This window comes from Bacillus sp. EU52 (genome assembly GCF_037964975.1).
Taxonomy (GTDB): domain Bacteria; phylum Bacillota; class Bacilli; order Bacillales; family Bacillaceae; genus Bacillus; species Bacillus subtilis.
Genome location: NZ_CP150177.1, coordinates 1,601,507 through 1,621,267 on the forward strand (window position 1 = coordinate 1,601,507; position 19,761 = coordinate 1,621,267).

19 protein-coding genes are annotated in these 19,761 nt (G+C 44.8%); 18 read left to right on the top strand and 1 reads right to left on the bottom strand.

The features are described 5' to 3' along the window. Window positions 1–6: 6 nt before the first annotated feature. From prpC to spoVM, 6 genes are all read left to right on the top strand, one after another. On the top strand, window positions 7–771 hold the full coding sequence (prpC, locus tag NSU05_RS08350) for a protein-serine/threonine phosphatase PrpC (protein WP_014479762.1): 765 nt from the start codon (window positions 7–9) through the stop codon (window positions 769–771). After that, a complete protein-coding gene (gene prkC, locus NSU05_RS08355) occupies window positions 765–2,711 on the top strand; it encodes a serine/threonine protein kinase PrkC (protein WP_015252109.1) in 1,947 nt (648 codons plus the stop codon). Before prpC ends, prkC begins: the two co-directional genes overlap by 7 nt. Before the next feature lie 14 nt (window positions 2,712–2,725). Then, complete coding sequence (gene rsgA / locus NSU05_RS08360; RefSeq protein ID WP_014476783.1) at window positions 2,726–3,622, top strand: ribosome small subunit-dependent GTPase A; 897 nt, start codon at window positions 2,726–2,728, stop codon at window positions 3,620–3,622. 4 nt (window positions 3,623–3,626) lie between these two features. Continuing rightward, window positions 3,627–4,280: a ribulose-phosphate 3-epimerase gene (rpe, locus tag NSU05_RS08365; RefSeq protein ID WP_029726492.1), complete on the top strand. Its 654-nt coding sequence runs from the start codon at window positions 3,627–3,629 to the stop codon at window positions 4,278–4,280. Window positions 4,281–4,352: 72 nt separating this feature from the next. Then, complete coding sequence (locus NSU05_RS08370) at window positions 4,353–4,997, top strand: thiamine diphosphokinase (RefSeq protein WP_003245470.1); 645 nt, start codon at window positions 4,353–4,355, stop codon at window positions 4,995–4,997. Between the two features lie 71 nt (window positions 4,998–5,068). After that, window positions 5,069–5,149, top strand: a complete 81-nt coding sequence (gene spoVM / locus NSU05_RS08375; protein ID WP_003221545.1) for a stage V sporulation protein SpoVM — start codon at window positions 5,069–5,071, stop codon at window positions 5,147–5,149. Between the two features lie 72 nt (window positions 5,150–5,221). Here spoVM and rpmB read toward each other — a convergent pair whose 3' ends face one another. Continuing rightward, window positions 5,222–5,410: a 50S ribosomal protein L28 gene (rpmB, locus tag NSU05_RS08380; protein ID WP_003221548.1), complete on the bottom strand. Its 189-nt coding sequence runs from the start codon at window positions 5,408–5,410 to the stop codon at window positions 5,222–5,224. Between the two features lie 276 nt (window positions 5,411–5,686). Here rpmB and NSU05_RS08385 point away from each other — a divergent pair, with 276 nt between their 5' ends. From NSU05_RS08385 to smc, 12 genes are all read left to right on the top strand, one after another. Further along, window positions 5,687–6,049: an Asp23/Gls24 family envelope stress response protein gene (locus NSU05_RS08385; RefSeq protein ID WP_003232054.1), complete on the top strand. Its 363-nt coding sequence runs from the start codon at window positions 5,687–5,689 to the stop codon at window positions 6,047–6,049. 15 nt (window positions 6,050–6,064) lie between these two features. Next, the gene (locus NSU05_RS08390) at window positions 6,065–7,726 is read left to right on the top strand and encodes a DAK2 domain-containing protein (protein WP_015715872.1); all 1,662 of its coding nucleotides are present in this window, start codon (window positions 6,065–6,067) and stop codon (window positions 7,724–7,726) included. 138 nt (window positions 7,727–7,864) lie between these two features. Beyond that, the gene (sdaAB, locus tag NSU05_RS08395; RefSeq protein WP_003232050.1) at window positions 7,865–8,527 is read left to right on the top strand and encodes an L-serine ammonia-lyase, iron-sulfur-dependent subunit beta; all 663 of its coding nucleotides are present in this window, start codon (window positions 7,865–7,867) and stop codon (window positions 8,525–8,527) included. A 25-nt stretch (window positions 8,528–8,552) separates the two neighbouring features. After that, complete coding sequence (gene sdaAA / locus NSU05_RS08400; protein WP_003232049.1) at window positions 8,553–9,455, top strand: L-serine ammonia-lyase, iron-sulfur-dependent, subunit alpha; 903 nt, start codon at window positions 8,553–8,555, stop codon at window positions 9,453–9,455. Continuing rightward, window positions 9,433–11,481 (top strand): ATP-dependent DNA helicase RecG, encoded by a 2,049-nt coding sequence (recG, locus tag NSU05_RS08405; RefSeq protein WP_038428943.1) that lies wholly within the window; start codon window positions 9,433–9,435, stop codon window positions 11,479–11,481. Before sdaAA ends, recG begins: the two co-directional genes overlap by 23 nt. 108 nt (window positions 11,482–11,589) lie before the next feature. After that, a complete protein-coding gene (gene fapR / locus NSU05_RS08410) occupies window positions 11,590–12,156 on the top strand; it encodes a transcription factor FapR (RefSeq protein WP_003232044.1) in 567 nt (188 codons plus the stop codon). A 13-nt stretch (window positions 12,157–12,169) separates the two neighbouring features. Continuing rightward, window positions 12,170–13,171 carry a phosphate acyltransferase PlsX gene (gene plsX / locus NSU05_RS08415; RefSeq protein ID WP_003232041.1) on the top strand — a complete coding sequence of 334 codons (1,002 nt, stop codon included), beginning with the start codon at window positions 12,170–12,172 and terminating at the stop codon, window positions 13,169–13,171. Between the two features lie 18 nt (window positions 13,172–13,189). Then, a complete protein-coding gene (gene fabD, locus NSU05_RS08420) occupies window positions 13,190–14,143 on the top strand; it encodes an ACP S-malonyltransferase (protein WP_003245314.1) in 954 nt (317 codons plus the stop codon). Then, window positions 14,136–14,876 carry a 3-oxoacyl-[acyl-carrier-protein] reductase gene (gene fabG, locus NSU05_RS08425; protein WP_014476789.1) on the top strand — a complete coding sequence of 247 codons (741 nt, stop codon included), beginning with the start codon at window positions 14,136–14,138 and terminating at the stop codon, window positions 14,874–14,876. The genes fabD and fabG overlap by 8 nt, the downstream gene beginning before the upstream one ends. Before the next feature lie 83 nt (window positions 14,877–14,959). After that, window positions 14,960–15,193 carry an acyl carrier protein gene (gene acpP / locus NSU05_RS08430; RefSeq protein WP_003154310.1) on the top strand — a complete coding sequence of 78 codons (234 nt, stop codon included), beginning with the start codon at window positions 14,960–14,962 and terminating at the stop codon, window positions 15,191–15,193. A 139-nt stretch (window positions 15,194–15,332) separates the two neighbouring features. Next, the gene (rncS, locus tag NSU05_RS08435) at window positions 15,333–16,082 is read left to right on the top strand and encodes a ribonuclease III (RefSeq protein ID WP_003232030.1); all 750 of its coding nucleotides are present in this window, start codon (window positions 15,333–15,335) and stop codon (window positions 16,080–16,082) included. 100 nt (window positions 16,083–16,182) lie between these two features. After that, complete coding sequence (gene smc / locus NSU05_RS08440; protein ID WP_038428944.1) at window positions 16,183–19,743, top strand: chromosome segregation protein SMC; 3,561 nt, start codon at window positions 16,183–16,185, stop codon at window positions 19,741–19,743. Window positions 19,744–19,761: the final 18 nt, after the last annotated feature.

A 19,761-nucleotide genomic window follows, 5' to 3' on the forward strand; every position in this document is an offset into this window, starting at 1 on the left:
TGAGGGTTGTTAACAGCCTTAAAAACAGATACAGGAAAAATCCGCCAGCATAATGAAGATGATGCGGGGATATTCAAGGGGAAAGATGAATTTATATTAGCGGTTGTCGCTGATGGCATGGGCGGCCATCTTGCTGGAGATGTTGCGAGCAAGATGGCTGTGAAAGCCATGGGGGAGAAATGGAATGAAGCAGAGACGATTCCAACTGCGCCCTCGGAATGTGAAAAATGGCTCATTGAACAGATTCTTTCGGTAAACAGCAAAATATACGATCACGCTCAAGCCCACGAAGAATGCCAAGGCATGGGGACGACGATTGTATGTGCGCTTTTTACGGGGAAAACGGTTTCTGTTGCCCATATCGGAGACAGCAGATGCTATTTGCTTCAGGACGATGATTTCGTTCAAGTGACAGAAGACCATTCGCTTGTAAATGAACTGGTTCGCACTGGAGAGATTTCCAGAGAAGACGCTGAACATCATCCGCGAAAAAATGTGTTGACGAAGGCGCTTGGAACAGACCAGTCAGTCAGCATTGACACCCGTTCCTTTGATATAGAACCCGGAGACAAACTGCTTCTATGTTCTGACGGACTGACGAATAAAGTGGAAGGCACTGAGTTAAAAGACATCCTGCAAAGCGATTCAGCTCCTCAGGAAAAAGTAAACCTGCTTGTGGACAAAGCCAATCAGAATGGCGGAGAAGACAACATAACAGCAGTTTTGCTTGAGCTTGCTTTACAAGTTGAAGAGGGTGAAGATCAGTGCTAATCGGCAAGCGGATCAGCGGGCGTTACCAAATTCTCCGCGTTATAGGTGGCGGGGGAATGGCCAACGTGTATTTAGCTGAGGATATCATTCTAGACCGTGAAGTCGCAATTAAAATCCTGCGGTTTGACTATGCAAATGACAATGAATTTATCAGACGTTTCCGCAGAGAAGCCCAATCCGCATCAAGCCTCGATCACCCGAATATTGTCAGCATTTACGATTTGGGCGAGGAAGATGATATTTATTATATTGTCATGGAATACGTTGAAGGCATGACGCTTAAAGAATACATAACAGCAAATGGGCCGCTTCACCCTAAAGAAGCGCTGAACATCATGGAGCAAATTGTCTCAGCCATCGCTCATGCCCATCAAAACCAGATTGTTCACAGAGACATCAAGCCGCATAACATTTTGATTGATCATATGGGAAATATCAAAGTAACGGATTTTGGAATTGCGACGGCACTAAGTTCGACCACAATCACCCATACCAATTCAGTTCTGGGCTCGGTCCATTACTTATCACCTGAACAGGCCCGAGGCGGCTTAGCCACAAAGAAATCGGATATTTATGCGCTTGGAATCGTTCTATTTGAGCTTTTAACCGGCCGTATTCCGTTTGATGGAGAGTCAGCAGTCAGCATCGCCTTGAAGCATCTTCAAGCGGAAACTCCTTCGGCAAAAAGGTGGAATCCATCGGTCCCCCAAAGCGTTGAAAACATCATACTCAAGGCAACTGCCAAAGATCCTTTTCATCGCTACGAAACGGCTGAAGACATGGAAGCAGACATAAAAACAGCTTTTGATGCCGACAGACTCAATGAAAAGAGATTTACGATTCAAGAAGATGAAGAAATGACAAAAGCGATACCTATCATTAAAGATGAAGAACTCGCTAAAGCTGCTGGCGAAAAAGAAGCTGAAGTGACAACCGCACAAGAAAACAAAACAAAGAAAAACGGCAAAAGAAAAAAGTGGCCGTGGGTTTTGCTCACGATATGCCTCGTTTTTATCACAGCTGGAATTCTTGCTGTCACTGTTTTTCCGTCGCTTTTCATGCCTAAGGATGTCAAAATACCTGATGTCTCCGGAATGGAATACGAAAAAGCCGCAGGGCTCTTGGAAAAAGAAGGTTTACAGGTTGATTCCGAGGTGTTGGAAATCTCAGATGAAAAAATTGAAGAGGGCCTGATGGTAAAAACGGATCCTAAAGCGGATACCACGGTCAAAGAAGGCGCCACGGTCACCCTTTATAAGAGCACCGGAAAAGCAAAAACGGAGATCGGTGATGTGACAGGCCAAACGGTCGACCAGGCAAAAAAAGCGTTGAAGGACCAAGGGTTTAAACATGTAACAGTAAATGAAGTGAATGACGAGAAAAATGCGGGCACTGTCATTGACCAAAATCCTTCAGCAGGGACTGAGCTTGTCCCGAGTGAAGATCAAGTCAAACTTACAGTCAGTATCGGACCCGAAGATATTACGCTTAGAGACTTGAAAACCTACAGTAAAGAAGCAGCGTCTGGATATCTGGAAGACAACGGATTGAAGCTTGTAGAAAAAGAAGCTTATTCAGATGATGTTCCAGAAGGACAGGTTGTCAAACAAAAACCAGCAGCAGGTACGGCAGTAAAGCCGGGAAACGAAGTTGAAGTGACATTCTCTCTCGGACCAGAGAAAAAACCTGCGAAAACAGTGAAAGAAAAGGTCAAGATCCCCTACGAACCAGAAAATGAAGGGGACGAGCTTCAAGTGCAAATCGCAGTTGACGATGCGGATCACAGCATCTCTGACACTTACGAAGAATTTAAGATAAAAGAGCCGACTGAACGAACGATCGAACTAAAGATTGAACCCGGCCAAAAAGGGTACTATCAAGTAATGGTAAACAATAAAGTTGTCAGCTACAAAACCATTGAGTATCCGAAAGATGAATAACAAGGAGGGAAAATATGCCTGAGGGCAAAATTATTAAGGCGCTAAGCGGCTTTTACTATGTACTGGATGAATCAGAGGATTCAGATAAAGTAATACAATGCAGAGGAAGAGGCATTTTCAGAAAAAACAAAATTACCCCTCTTGTCGGTGATTACGTTGTGTATCAAGCTGAAAATGACAAAGAAGGATATCTAATGGAAATTAAAGAAAGAACCAACGAGCTTATCAGGCCGCCAATTTGCAACGTTGATCAAGCGGTCCTGGTTTTCTCAGCGGTTCAGCCTTCTTTCAGCACGGCATTGCTCGACCGCTTCCTGGTTCTCGTTGAGGCCAATGATATTCAGCCGATTATATGCATTACTAAAATGGATCTGATTGAAGATCAAGATACAGAAGATACGATACAAGCCTATGCAGAGGACTATCGGAATATTGGTTATGACGTATACCTTACCTCCTCTAAGGACCAAGATAGTTTAGCGGACATCATCCCGCATTTTCAGGATAAAACAACGGTATTTGCCGGTCAGTCCGGTGTTGGGAAATCCTCGCTTCTCAACGCGATCAGTCCGGAGCTCGGATTAAGAACAAACGAGATTTCCGAGCATTTGGGCCGCGGGAAACACACAACCCGCCACGTGGAGCTGATTCACACGTCCGGAGGTTTGGTTGCAGATACACCGGGATTCAGCTCGCTTGAATTTACAGACATTGAGGAAGAAGAGCTGGGCTATACCTTCCCTGATATCAGAGAAAAAAGCGCTTCATGCAAATTTAGAGGCTGTTTACATCTGAAAGAGCCGAAATGTGCGGTGAAACAAGCTGTTGAAGACGGGGAATTAAAGCAGTATCGCTATGACCATTATGTTGAATTTATGACGGAGATTAAAGACAGAAAGCCGAGGTATTAGCATAATGATAAAGGTTGCACCATCTATTCTTTCCGCTGATTTTGCCGCTTTAGGCAATGAGATTAAAGATGTAGAAAAAGGCGGAGCCGATTGTATTCATATTGATGTTATGGACGGCCGTTTTGTCCCGAATATCACAATCGGTCCGCTGATTGTAGAAGCGGTCCGGCCGGTAACGGATCTGCCGCTTGATGTCCATTTAATGATAGAAGAGCCGGATCGTTATATCCCGGCTTTTGCGAAAGCAGGCGCAGATATCCTGTCTGTGCATGCTGAGGCATGTCCGCACCTGCACCGTACCATCCAGCTCATTAAAGAGCAAGGAGTGAAGGCCGGAGTAGTTCTAAACCCGCATACCCCTGTACAAGTCATCGAACATGTTTTCGACGATCTTGATCTTGTTCTTTTAATGACGGTGAACCCGGGCTTCGGCGGGCAGAAATTTATTCATTCAGTCCTTCCTAAAATAAAAGAGGTTAAGCGAATGGCGGATGAAAAAGGAAAAAAAGATCTGTTCATTGAAGTAGACGGCGGCGTCAACAAAGAAACCGCTCCGCTCGTCATTGAAGCGGGCGCAAATTTACTCGTTGCCGGTTCAGCTGTTTATGGCCAGTCTGACCGCAAAAAAGCAATTTCTGAAATCAGAGGAAGTAAATAAGCAGCTTTAGAAAAGAGCTGGGCATACAATAGCCTAAGCTCTTTTTCCTGTATGCAGAGAAAGGAATCAGAGATGAAAACAATTAATATCGTTGCGGGAGGCCCGAAAAATCTCATTCCCGATCTAACCGGCTATACGGATGAACACACGCTTTGGATCGGTGTTGACAAAGGCACCGTCACTCTCTTAGATGCCGGGATCATTCCTGTTGAAGCCTTCGGAGATTTTGACAGCATAACGGAGCAAGAACGCCGGCGAATAGAAAAAGCCGCTCCCGCCCTTCATGTGTATCAAGCAGAAAAAGATCAAACAGATTTAGACCTCGCCCTTGATTGGGCGCTGGAAAAGCAGCCGGATATTATTCAGATTTTCGGCATTACAGGCGGCAGAGCTGATCATTTTTTAGGAAACATTCAGCTTCTGTATAAAGGTGTAAAAACGAACATAAAAATTAGGCTGATAGACAAACAAAATCATATTCAAATGTTCCCTCCTGGTGAATATGATATTGAGAAGGATGAAAATAAGCGATATATCTCCTTCATACCGTTTTCCGAAGACATACATGAGCTGACCCTGACCGGTTTTAAATATCCTCTAAATAATTGTCATATTACGCTCGGTTCAACACTATGTATTAGTAACGAACTCATTCATTCACGAGGTACTTTTTCGTTTGCAAAAGGCATATTAATAATGATAAGAAGCACGGATTAAGCATGTGCTTTCATTCAATTGCTGAAAACAATGAACAAGGCGGTTACGGGACGTTATAGGAGGGGACAAAAATGAAATTTTACACCATTAAATTGCCGAAGTTTTTAGGAGGAATTGTCCGGGCGATGCTGGGCTCATTTAGAAAAGATTAATGCCCAGGGGTTCAAAGCCCTCTTTCACCACATAAAAACGCCTGCCACATATCGGGGCAGGCGTTCATTTTGTTATACACGCTCAACTTTACCGGATTTCAAAGCTCGAGCAGATACATATACTTTTTTAGGTTTTCCGTTCACAAGGATACGAACCTTTTGAAGATTCGCGCCCCAAGTGCGCTTAGAAGCGTTCATTGCGTGAGAACGGTTATTCCCAGCTGTTGTTTTTTTACCTGTGATAACGCATTTACGTGCCATTTGTTTCCCTCCTCACTTGCACAAAACATCTACTTTTTAACATTCATATAATCTTAGATGCTTTCGATATGGATACTTTAAATAATTTACCACAGCTAAAAAACGTTTGCAACTATTGTTTCATCATCTTTCAAGAAAATTCACTTGACATCTTGCGGAAACAGCAGCGCTATAGTATATGTAGAGGTACGGCCAGCGATTATTGCCTGGTCTTTTCATAATGGAAACCATATAGTAGAATAGCTGTAACTCTATGCATTCGAAGGAGGAACTAGTGTGTCCATTGAATTAAGAACGAAGTACGGACAGATTGATATATCTAATGAAGTCATCGCGATGGTTGCAGGAGGCGCGGCGGTTGACTGTTACGGCATTGTCGGTATGGCCTCTAAAAACCAGATTAAAGACGGACTGACTGAAATCCTTCGGAAAGAGAATTTCAGCAGGGGTGTCCAAGTTCGCCAAGAAGGAGAACAGATACATATCGACATGTATATCATTGTCAGCTACGGCACGAAAATTTCTGAAGTGGCACATAATGTCCAAACAAAAGTAAAGTACACAGTAAATCAAACCATCGGACTGGCAGTGGATTCTGTCAATATTTATGTCCAAGGCGTACGAGTGACGAACCCGTAGTTAGGAGGAGTAGGATTGTCTATCAGAACATTAGACGGCAGAACCTTTGCCGAGATGATTCTTGCGGGAGCGCAGAATCTGTCTCAAAACGCCAGTGCAGTTGATGCACTGAACGTGTTTCCGGTGCCGGACGGTGATACGGGAACAAATATGAACCTGTCGATGACTTCCGGAGCAAGAGAAGTTGAACAAATGGATACGGATGATATCGGGAAGGTGGGCTCCGCGTTATCTAAAGGGCTGCTCATGGGAGCACGCGGAAATTCAGGAGTTATCCTATCCCAATTGTTCCGCGGATTTAGCAAAAGCATTGAAACGAAAAAAGAAATTAATGCACTTGAGTTTGCCGCTGCGCTGCAAGCAGGTGTAGACATGGCGTATAAAGCTGTCATGAAACCTGTAGAGGGCACCATTTTAACAGTTGCAAAAGACGCTGCAAAAAAAGCGATGATCTTAGCAGAAAAAGAAACCGATATCACTGCGCTGATGATTGCAGTGACAGAAGAAGCAGAGGCGTCTTTAAACCGCACCCCTGAATTGCTACCTGTCCTAAAGGAAGTAGGAGTTGTCGATAGCGGGGGCAAAGGCCTGCTCTGTGTGTATGAAGGTTTCCTTGCTTCATTAAAAGGTGAAACTGTACCTCAGAAAGCAGTTCTTCCGTCACTTGACGACATGGTCAGCGCAGAGCATCACAAGAGCGCGCAAAGCATGATGAATACCGAAGATATTGAATTTGGATTCTGTACCGAAGTGATGGTTAGGCTTGATCAGACAAAAAGAGAGTTCGACGAAGGCACGTTCAGGCAAGACCTCAGCCAGTTCGGAGATTCTCTGCTTGTGATTGCGGATGAATCGCTGGCGAAGGTTCATATTCATGCTGAAGAGCCGGGAAACGTGTTAAACTACGCCCAGCATTACGGTGAATTGATCAAAATAAAAATAGAAAATATGAGAGAACAGCATACCTCTATCATCAGTCAAGAAAGCAAACCTGCAGACAACGAAATACCGCCGGCAAAGCAGCCGTATGGCATTGTGACTGTGGCGATGGGAGAAGGAATTTCAGACCTATTCAAAAGCATTGGCGCTTCTGTTGTGATTGAAGGCGGCCAGACCATGAACCCAAGCACTGAGGATATTGTTGATGCCGTGAAGTCTGTAAATGCAGATACGGTATTTATCCTGCCTAACAACTCCAACATTATCATGGCTGCTAACCAAGCGGCCAGCGTAGTGGATGAACAGGTTTTTGTCATTCCTGCTAAAACGGTTCCGCAAGGGATGTCAGCCCTGCTGGCTTTTAACCCGGATCAAGAAGCTGAAGCGAACGAGGCCAATATGCTAAGCGCCATTCAGCAAGTAAAAAGCGGACAGGTGACGTTCTCAGTCAGAGATACTCATATTGACGGTAAAGATATTAAAAAAGGCGACTTTATGGGCATTCTGAATGGAACGATTATCGGCACTTCTGAAAATCAGCTGTCAGCCGCGAAAATGCTGCTGTCAGAAATGATCGGAGAAGATGATGAAATCGTGACCATTCTATATGGTGAGGATGCGTCTCAGGAAGAAGCTGAGCAGCTTGAAGCGTTTCTCAGTGAAAAGTACGAGGAGATTGAGGTTGAGATCCACAATGGGAAACAGCCTCTGTATTCGTATATAGTTTCTGCAGAATAGAAGGGCAATTTGCCCTTCTATTCTTATGTCTGCTTTTAAGTGCGGCAGCGCTGTAACGCGCCCGCTTGCCATTTTATATCTGATCAATTAGTCTAGAAGCAAAGCGCTAATAAGCTCTGGTTCATAAGGAGGAATAGCATGAAATACAGAAGCGTTTTTGATATTATCGGCCCGGTTATGATCGGTCCGTCCAGCTCTCATACAGCGGGAGCTGCTAGAATCGGGAGAGTGGCCAGAAGTTTATTTGGCAGAGAGCCTGAGCGCATCATTGTATCTTTTTACGGCTCGTTTGCGGAAACGTATAAGGGCCACGGCACAGATGTCGCGATTATCGGCGGATTGCTTGATTTTGATACATTCGATGAACGGATTAAAACCGCTATACAAATTGCAGAAGCTAAAGGAATTGATATAGAGTTTCGGGTAGAAGACGCAGTCCCGGTCCATCCGAACACAGCAAAAATCACCATTTCTGATGAAAAGGGTGAGCTTGAACTGACGGGTATTTCGATTGGCGGAGGAAAGATTGAAATCACAGAATTGAATGGTTTTGAGCTCCGGCTGTCAGGAAATCATCCGGCCATATTAGTTGTTCATAATGACAAGTTTGGCACAATTGCCGGTGTTGCCAATGTTCTGGCGAAATTTTCAATCAACGTAGGACATATGGAAGTAGCCCGGAAAGATATCGGCCAGCTTGCGCTGATGACAATAGAGGTCGACCAAAATATTGACGACCACATTCTCGACGAGCTGTCGAAACTGCCGAATATTATTCAAGTGACAAAGATTGCTGACTAGCGAAAAGGGTCAGGAGGAGCCAGTTATGTTTCGTAATGTAAAAGAATTAATTGAGATTACTAAAGAAAAACAAATATTGATCTCTGATGTGATGATAGCTCAAGAGATGGAAGTAACAGAAAAAACAAAAGAGGACATTTTTCAGCAGATGGATCATAACCTGTCTGTTATGGAAGCGGCGGTTCAGAAAGGACTCGAGGGAGTTACGAGCCAAACGGGCTTAACAGGCGGAGATGCCGTTAAATTGCAGGCCTATATTCGATCAGGAAAAAGCCTGTCTGGCCCGCTGATTTTAGATGCTGTATCGAAAGCCGTTGCAACAAATGAAGTAAATGCAGCCATGGGAACCATCTGTGCGACACCGACTGCAGGTTCTGCCGGTGTGGTGCCCGGTACGTTATTTGCTGTAAAAGAAAAGCTGAATCCAACAAGAGAACAAATGATCCGCTTTTTGTTTACAGCCGGGGCTTTCGGATTTGTCGTGGCCAATAACGCAAGCATTTCCGGCGCCGCCGGAGGATGTCAGGCAGAGGTTGGATCAGCTTCAGGCATGGCGGCTGCGGCTATTGTTGAAATGGCAGGAGGAACACCCGAACAAAGCGCGGAGGCCATGGCCATTACATTAAAAAATATGCTAGGCCTCGTGTGCGACCCTGTTGCAGGGCTTGTTGAGGTGCCTTGCGTGAAACGGAATGCGATGGGCGCGTCAAATGCGATGATTGCCGCTGATATGGCATTGGCGGGCATTACAAGCCGTATTCCATGTGATGAGGTTATCGATGCCATGTATAAAATAGGCCAAACGATGCCGACTGCACTTAGAGAAACAGGCCAGGGCGGTTTAGCGGCAACACCGACAGGAAGAGAATTAGAGAAAAAAATTTTCGGAGGAGCGCTAGGTTCACGTGAAACAACATCAGCAAACTAGTATAGCTAACATTAAGGGTATTGGGCCGGAAACAGAAAAAACATTACACGAACTCGGTATTTATGACATTTCTGATCTTCTGAATTATTTCCCTTATCGCTATGATGACTACGAGCTGAGGGATTTAGAAGAAGTGAAGCATGATGAAAGAGTTACCGTCGAAGGGAAGGTTCATTCAGAGCCTTCTCTTACCTATTACGGAAAAAAACGAAACAGGCTGACATTCAGGCTTCTGGTCGGCCACTATTTAATTACAGCCGTATGTTTTAACCGGCCTTATTTGAAGAAGCAGCTTTCGCTCGGCTCTGTGGTGACGGTTTCAGGTAAATGGGACAAGCACCGCCAAACCATCTCTGTTCAGGAGTTGAAAAACGGGCCGCATCAAGAAGACAAAAGCATTGAACCAGTGTATTCTGTGAAAGAAAATGTTACCGTCAAAATGATGAGGCGGTTTATTCAGCAGGCGCTGACCCAATATGCAGACTCACTTCCTGATCCTCTTCCGGAAAAGCTAAGAAAAAGCTATAAACTGCCTGACTATTATCAAGCGTTAAAAGCAATGCACCAGCCTGAAACAAGGGAAGCATTAAAGCTTGCCAGACGGCGGTTTGTTTATGAAGAATTTTTGTTGTTTCAGTTGAAAATGCAGGCGTTCCGAAAGGCGGAAAGAGAGCAGACACAAGGGATACGGCAGCGTTTTTCAAACGAAGAACTCATGAGATTTATCAAAAGCCTCCCGTTTCCCCTCACAAACGCCCAGTCACGCGTTCTTCGCGAAATAACAGCAGACATGTCTTCTCCATACAGAATGAACCGCCTTCTTCAAGGGGACGTTGGATCAGGAAAAACGGCAGTCGCCGCCATTGCACTGTATGCCGCGATCCTATCCGGATACCAAGGAGCGCTCATGGTGCCGACAGAAATTCTGGCCGAGCAGCATGCTGATTCGCTCGTTTCGCTATTTGAAAAATGGGACGTCAGCGTTGCTCTTTTGACAAGCTCTGTTAAAGGGAAGCGGCGAAAAGAACTGCTTGAGCGTCTTGCGGCGGGTGAGATTGATATTCTTGTAGGAACCCACGCTTTAATCCAAGACGAGGTGGAGTTTAAGGCGCTGAGTCTCGTTATTACAGATGAACAGCACAGATTTGGAGTTGAGCAGCGCAAAAAGCTTCGGAACAAAGGGCAGGATCCCGATGTTCTCTTTATGACAGCCACTCCAATCCCAAGAACATTAGCGATCACAGTGTTCGGTGAAATGGATGTATCTGTCATTGATGAGATGCCGGCTGGACGAAAGCAAATCGAAACCTATTGGGTAAAACATGACATGCTGGATCGTATATTGGCATTTGTCGAAAAAGAATTAAAGCAAGGCAGGCAGGCTTATATCATCTGTCCGCTGATTGAAGAATCAGACAAGCTTGATGTGCAAAACGCCATTGACGTGTACAATATGCTTTCTGATATTTTTCGGGGAAAATGGAATGTCGGCCTTATGCATGGAAAGCTGCATTCCGATGAAAAAGACCAGGTCATGAGAGAATTCAGCGCAAATCACTGTCAAATTCTCGTATCAACCACTGTTGTGGAGGTTGGCGTGAATGTTCCGAATGCAACGATTATGGTGATTTATGACGCCGACCGTTTTGGGCTATCACAGCTTCACCAGCTGCGCGGCCGTGTTGGACGGGGTGAGCATCAATCTTTCTGTATTCTGATGGCTGATCCAAAATCAGAAACAGGGAAAGAACGGATGAGGATCATGTCGGAAACCAATGACGGTTTCGAGCTGTCTGAAAAGGATCTGGAACTGAGAGGTCCCGGTGATTTCTTCGGGAAAAAACAAAGCGGAATGCCGGAATTTAAAGTGGCGGACATGGTTCATGATTACAGAGCGCTTGAAACGGCAAGGCAGGATGCTGCGAATCTTGTGGCTTCTGACGCGTTCTGGAAGGAGCCGGAATACGCTGTGTTAAGAGATGAATTGCTGAAGAGCGGAGTAATGGACGGGGAAAAATTAAGCTGAGTATCAGAAGTTTTTGGTGTTCAGCCAGAAACAATCGTTGCATTCCAATCTATGAAATTATATACTACTATTAGTACCTAGTCTTAATTGTCCGGATGGTGTTTAGATATGAGAAGAAATAAGAGAGAACGCCAGGAATTACTTCAGCAGACGATTCAAGCAACCCCCTTTATTACAGATGAAGAATTAGCGGGTAAATTTGGGGTGAGCATCCAGACGATACGTTTGGACCGCTTAGAGCTTTCCATACCTGAACTGAGAGAAAGAATTAAGAACGTGGCAGAGAAAACACTTGAGGACGAAGTGAAGTCCCTGTCACTTGATGAAGTTATCGGAGAAATTATTGACCTTGAGCTGGATGATCAGGCGATATCCATTTTAGAAATAAAACAGGAGCACGTGTTCAGCCGGAATCAGATTGCGAGAGGACACCATTTATTTGCACAGGCGAATTCTTTGGCCGTTGCAGTCATTGATGACGAGCTGGCGCTGACTGCAAGTGCAGACATCCGCTTTACAAGACAGGTAAAGCAGGGTGAACGTGTCGTAGCAAAAGCGAAAGTGACGGCTGTCGAAAAAGAAAAAGGAAGAACGGTTGTCGAAGTGAACAGCTACGTTGGCGAAGAAATTGTTTTTTCTGGACGCTTTGACATGTATCGTTCAAAACATTCATAAAGGTGGAGCATGCATGAGAATAGCTGTAGATGCAATGGGAGGAGACCACGCTCCCAAAGCTGTTATTGACGGAGTTATAAAAGGTATAGAGGCATTTGATGATCTCCATATCACACTTGTCGGTGACAAAACAACGATAGAATCACATTTAACAACTACATCAGATCGCATCACGGTGCTGCACGCAGATGAAGTGATTGAGCCTACGGATGAACCGGTCCGTGCCGTGCGAAGAAAAAAGAACTCATCTATGGTTCTTATGGCGCAGGAGGTTGCGGAAAACAGAGCTGACGCCTGCATTTCAGCAGGAAATACCGGTGCATTAATGACAGCCGGTCTCTTTATTGTCGGAAGAATTAAAGGAATTGACCGTCCGGCGCTTGCCCCGACACTTCCGACTGTTTCGGGAGACGGATTTCTTCTCCTTGATGTCGGCGCCAATGTCGATGCCAAACCGGAGCACCTCGTTCAATACGCCATCATGGGTTCTGTTTATTCTCAGCAAGTGCGCGGTGTCACTTCACCGAGAGTCGGACTTTTAAATGTCGGAACAGAAGATAAAAAAGGAAACGAACTGACGAAGCAGACGTTTCAAATTTTAAAAGAAACAGCAAACATCAATTTTATCGGAAACGTGGAAGCGCGAGACCTTTTAGATGATGTGGCGGATGTTGTAGTAACAGACGGCTTTACCGGGAATGTTACACTCAAAACGCTGGAAGGCTCTGCGTTGTCAATTTTTAAAATGATGAGAGACGTAATGACGTCTACTTTGACATCCAAGCTTGCAGCAGCTGTGCTGAAACCAAAATTGAAAGAAATGAAAATGAAAATGGAGTATTCGAATTATGGCGGAGCAAGTCTTTTTGGCTTAAAAGCGCCTGTGATCAAGGCGCACGGCTCTTCAGATTCAAATGCTGTATTCCATGCGATTCGGCAAGCAAGAGAGATGGTCAGCCAAAATGTGGCTGCGCTCATTCAGGAAGAAGTGAAAGAAGAAAAAACAGATGAGTAGTCTGGAGGTTTTTACATCATGAGTAAGATTGCATTTTTATTCCCGGGTCAGGGATCACAATTTATCGGCATGGGAAAAGAGCTTTATGAGCAGGTGCCTGCTGCAAAGCGTCTGTTTGATGAAGCCGATGAAACGTTGGAAACAAAACTCAGCTCGCTTATTTTTGAGGGGGATGCTGAAGAATTAACACTTACATACAATGCGCAGCCTGCTTTGCTTACGACAAGCATCGCTGTTCTTGAGAAATTTAAAGAATCTGGCATTACACCTGATTTCACAGCAGGACACAGCCTTGGTGAATATTCTGCACTGGTTGCGGCTGGCGCTCTGTCTTTCAAAGATGCTGTTTATACCGTCAGAAAGCGCGGAGAGTTTATGAATGAAGCGGTGCCGGCTGGCGAAGGAGCAATGGCTGCGATTCTCGGCATGGATGCTGAAGCATTAAAGCAAGTAACCGATAAAGTCACAGAGGAAGGCAACCTTGTACAGCTTGCGAATCTCAACTGTCCTGGCCAAATCGTCATTTCCGGAACAGCTAAAGGGGTCGAGCTTGCATCTGAACTGGCAAAAGAGAACGGCGCAAAACGCGCAATTCCGCTTGAAGTAAGCGGTCCGTTCCATTCTGAACTGATGAAACCGGCTGCTGAAAAGCTGAAAGAGGTATTGGACGCCTGTGACATAAAAGACGCTGACGTTCCGGTCATCTCAAATGTTTCTGCTGACGTGATGACTGAAAAAGCAGATATCAAAGAAAAACTTATTGAGCAGCTTTACTCTCCGGTTCGTTTTGAGGAAAGCATTAACAAGCTGATCGCAGAGGGTGTTACGACTTTTATTGAAATCGGTCCCGGAAAAGTGCTTTCAGGCCTTGTGAAAAAAGTAAATAGACGGTTAAAAACAATTGCTGTATCAGATCCGGAAACGATCGAGCTGGCAATTCAAACGCTTAAGGAGGAGAATGATAATGCTTAATGATAAAACGGCTATTGTCACTGGCGCATCCCGCGGAATCGGCCGCTCAATCGCCCTTGATCTGGCAAAAAGCGGAGCAAATGTTGTCGTGAACTACTCTGGCAATGAAGCGAAAGCAAATGAAGTGGTAGATGAAATCAAATCTATGGGCAGAAACGCAATTGCTGTCAAAGCGGATGTATCAAATCCCGAAGATGTACAAAACATGATAAAAGAAACGCTATCAGTTTTTTCTACGATTGACATTCTGGTTAATAATGCCGGGATTACAAGAGACAATCTCATCATGAGAATGAAAGAAGACGAATGGGATGACGTTATTAACATTAACCTGAAGGGTGTTTTCAACTGCACGAAAGCTGTTACAAGACAAATGATGAAACAGCGTTCAGGCCGCATTATTAACGTATCGTCTATCGTCGGCGTCAGCGGAAACCCTGGACAAGCCAACTATGTGGCTGCAAAAGCCGGCGTCATCGGTTTAACCAAGTCTTCTGCTAAAGAGCTCGCCAGCCGAAATATTACGGTAAACGCAATAGCGCCAGGATTTATCTCAACTGATATGACAGATAAACTTGCAAAAGACGTTCAAGACGAAATGCTGAAACAAATTCCGCTCGCGCGCTTTGGTGAACCTAGCGATGTCAGCAGTGTTGTCACGTTCCTAGCTTCAGAGGGAGCCCGTTATATGACAGGCCAAACGCTTCATATTGACGGCGGAATGGTGATGTAAGTTTTTTCTCGAAAATTTCATCGTAGTTTCTCTAGTTTTTTAAAAACGAATCCACTATAATACTTGAGGGGAGGTGAATTGCTATGGCAGACACATTAGAGCGTGTAACGAAAATCATCGTAGATCGCCTTGGCGTTGATGAAGCAGACGTCAAACTTGAAGCTTCTTTCAAGGAAGACTTAGGTGCTGATTCCCTAGATGTAGTTGAGCTTGTTATGGAACTTGAAGACGAGTTTGATATGGAGATTTCTGACGAAGATGCTGAAAAGATTGCAACAGTCGGCGACGCTGTGAACTACATACAAAACCAGCAATAAGCTGATGCTAAAAGTCCCGCCGAAACGCGGGGCTTTAGCCCTTTATTCGTGCAGTTATTACAGCATGCCGCTTTTACGCGCGCTGTATCCGGTTTAGTCAGAGAAGCGCGGTGAACCTGATGTGCCTATGGAGGTTACTATGTCAAAACACTCACATTATAAAGATAAAAAAAAGTTCTATAAAAAAGTAGAACAATTTAAAGAGTTTCAAGAACGGATTTCGGTTCACTTTCAAAATGAAAAGCTTTTGTATCAAGCATTTACACATTCATCTTATGTGAATGAGCATCGGAAAAAGCCGTATGAAGATAATGAAAGGCTTGAATTTTTAGGTGACGCTGTTTTGGAACTGACGATCTCCAGATTCTTATTTGCCAAATACCCGGCTATGAGTGAAGGAGATTTGACGAAATTGAGAGCCGCAATTGTTTGCGAACCGTCTCTCGTTTCATTGGCTCACGAGCTGTCATTCGGCGATCTTGTCCTGTTGGGTAAAGGCGAGGAAATGACAGGCGGAAGAAAGCGTCCTGCTCTATTGGCGGATGTTTTTGAGGCATTTATCGGAGCCTTGTACCTTGACCAAGGATTAGAGCCGGTCGAAAGTTTCTTAAAAGTTTATGTGTTCCCTAAAATTAACGATGGTGCTTTTTCTCATGTGATGGATTTCAAAAGCCAGCTGCAGGAATACGTGCAGCGGGACGGCAAAGGCTCTCTGGAGTATAAAATCTCCAACGAAAAAGGACCTGCGCACAACCGTGAATTTGAAGCCATCGTATCTCTAAAAGGTGAACCACTCGGAGTCGGAAACGGCCGTTCAAAGAAAGAAGCCGAACAGCACGCTGCTCAGGAAGCTTTAGCTAAATTGCAAAAACACCATACGAAACAATAAAATCCCCCTTATGACTCAGGGGGATTTCAATATGTATGCCGTCTTATTTGACCAATGTTTATGATAGAATTGAAATACTTATTACATAAGGAGGATCGCTATGTTCCTCAAACGTTTAGACGTTATAGGATTTAAATCATTTGCAGAACGGATTTCCGTAGACTTCGTTAAAGGCGTGACAGCGGTTGTCGGGCCGAACGGAAGCGGAAAAAGCAACATCACGGATGCCATTCGCTGGGTTCTCGGCGAACAATCGGCACGCTCTCTTCGCGGCGGAAAAATGGAAGACATCATTTTTGCCGGGAGTGATTCAAGAAAGCGATTAAATCTAGCTGAAGTTACGCTCACTCTTGATAATGATGATCATTTCTTGCCAATTGACTTCCACGAGGTGAGTGTCACAAGACGTGTGTACAGATCAGGTGAGAGTGAGTTTCTGATTAACAATCAGCCGTGCCGCTTGAAGGATATTATTGATTTATTTATGGACTCTGGCCTTGGTAAAGAAGCATTTTCTATTATCAGCCAAGGGAAAGTGGAAGAGATCCTGAGCAGCAAAGCGGAGGATCGCCGCAGTATCTTTGAAGAAGCGGCCGGGGTGCTTAAATATAAAACGAGAAAGAAAAAAGCAGAAAATAAACTGTTTGAGACACAGGACAATCTAAATCGGGTAGAAGATATATTACATGAGCTTGAAGGACAGGTTGAACCTCTTAAAATTCAAGCTTCAATAGCGAAAGACTACCTTGAGAAAAAGAAAGAGCTGGAGCATGTTGAAATTGCGCTGACTGCCTATGATATCGAAGAGCTGCATGGTAAATGGTCGACTCTTAAAGAGAAAGTGCAGATGGCAAAAGAAGAAGAGCTTGCTGAATCGTCTGCTATTTCTGCGAAAGAAGCAAAGATTGAGGATACAAGGGACAAAATACAAGCGCTTGATGAGTCAGTAGATGAGCTCCAGCAAGTTTTACTGGTAACTAGTGAAGAGCTGGAAAAGCTTGAAGGCCGTAAAGAAGTCCTGAAAGAACGAAAGAAAAACGCTGTGCAAAACCAAGAACAGCTTGAAGAAGCCATCGTTCAGTTCCAGCAAAAAGAAACGGTTCTGAAAGAAGAGCTTTCGAAGCAGGAAGCTGTCTTCGAAACGCTTCAGGCTGAGGTGAAGCAGTTAAGGGCGCAAGTAAAAGAAAAACAGCAGGCTCTCAGTCTTCACAATGAAAATGTCGAAGAGAAAATCGAGCAGCTGAAAAGTGATTATTTTGAGCTGTTAAACAGCCAGGCTTCGATACGCAACGAACTCCAGCTTCTTGATGACCAGATGTCCCAATCCGCTGTCACATTGCAGAGACTTGCGGACAACAATGAAAAGCACCTGCAGGAACGGCGTGATATTTCTGCGCGTAAAGCCGCATGTGAAACGGAATTTGCCCGAATTGAGCAGGAGATTCACAGTCAAGTCGGTGCATATCGTGATATGCAGACAAAATATGAGCAGAAAAAGCGCCAATACGAAAAAAATGAATCCGCTCTGTATCAGGCATACCAATACGTTCAGCAAGCGAGATCAAAAAAGGACATGCTTGAGACGATGCAGGGAGATTTCTCCGGCTTTTATCAAGGTGTTAAAGAAGTGCTAAAAGCGAAAGAGCGCCTTGGTGGAATTCGCGGAGCGGTTCTTGAGCTGATTTCTACAGAACAAAAGTATGAAACGGCCATTGAAATAGCGCTCGGCGCTTCTGCTCAGCATGTCGTGACCGACGATGAACAATCTGCCCGAAAAGCGATTAAATATTTAAAGCAGAATTCCTTCGGCCGGGCGACGTTTCTGCCTCTTTCTGTTATTAGAGACCGCCAGCTTCAAAGCCGTGATGCGGAAACAGCCGCCCGGCATTCATCATTTCTCGGGGTTGCCAGTGAACTTGTCACATTTGATCCTGCGTATCGAAGCGTCATCCAGAATCTTCTTGGAACCGTTCTGATCACAGAGGACTTAAAGAGCGCAAACGAGCTTGCGAAGCTTCTCGGGCACCGGTACCGCATCGTAACCCTTGAGGGAGATGTTGTGAACCCCGGTGGTTCAATGACGGGCGGCGCGGTTAAAAAGAAAAATAACTCCCTCCTCGGAAGAAGCCGGGAGCTAGAAGATGTGACGAAACGGCTCGCTGAAATGGAAGAGAAAACAGCTCTGCTTGAACAAGAGGTCAAAACCCTTAAGCACTCCATTCAGGATATGGAGAAAAAACTGGCTGACTTAAGAGAAACCGGGGAAGGCTTAAGGTTAAAGCAGCAGGATGTGAAAGGCCAGCTGTACGAACTTCAAGTTGCCGAGAAAAATATCAATACCCATTTAGAGCTCTATGACCAAGAAAAATCTGCTCTGTCAGAAAGCGATGAAGAGAGAAAAGTGCGCAAACGCAAGCTTGAAGAAGAGCTCTCTGCCGTATCTGAAAAGATGAAACAGCTTGAAGAGGACATAGACAAACTGACAAAACAAAAACAAACGCAATCCTCAACGAAAGAGTCTCTCTCCAACGAGCTGACTGAGCTGAAGATCGCTGCGGCCAAAAAAGAGCAGGCATGCAAGGGGGAAGAGGACAACCTTGCCAGATTAAAGAAAGAGCTCACTGAAACAGAGCTTGCGTTAAAAGAAGCAAAAGAAGACTTAAGCTTCTTAACGTCAGAGATGTCATCTAGCACCAGCGGCGAAGAAAAGCTGGAAGAAGCAGCAAAACATAAATTGAATGACAAAACGAAAACGATCGAACTGATTGCATTAAGGCGCGATCAGCGCATCAAGCTTCAGCATGGGCTTGATACGTATGAGCGTGAGCTGAAAGAAATGAAACGCCTGTATAAACAAAAAACAACGCTCTTAAAAGACGAAGAAGTCAAACTTGGACGAATGGAAGTCGAGCTTGATAATTTACTCCAATACTTACGGGAGGAATACAGCTTGTCCTTTGAGGGGGCAAAAGAGAAATATCAGCTTGAAACTGATCCAGAGGAAGCCAGAAAGCGCGTGAAGCTGATTAAACTCGCAATTGAAGAGCTGGGTACCGTGAACCTCGGAAGCATAGATGAGTTTGAGAGGGTCAACGAACGGTACAAGTTTCTGTCGGAACAAAAAGAAGATTTAACAGAAGCGAAAAATACCTTGTTTCAAGTGATTGAAGAAATGGATGAAGAAATGACGAAGCGCTTTAACGACACATTCGTCCAAATCCGCTCACACTTTGATCAAGTTTTCCGCTCCTTATTCGGAGGAGGGCGAGCTGAACTGAGGCTCACCGATCCTAACGATCTGCTTCATTCAGGAGTCGAGATTATCGCTCAGCCGCCGGGGAAAAAGCTGCAAAACTTAAATCTCCTGTCAGGCGGAGAGCGTGCGCTTACTGCTATAGCGCTCTTATTCTCAATCCTAAAGGTTCGTCCAGTGCCGTTTTGCGTCCTTGACGAAGTTGAGGCTGCGCTCGACGAAGCGAATGTGTTCCGATTTGCGCAGTATTTAAAAAAATACAGCAGTGATACCCAGTTTATTGTGATTACCCACAGAAAAGGAACGATGGAGGAAGCGGATGTGCTTTATGGCGTAACCATGCAGGAATCCGGTGTTTCCAAGGTAATCTCCGTTAAGCTGGAAGAAACAAAAGAATTCGTTCAGTAACGAGGAAAGAGGTTAAAA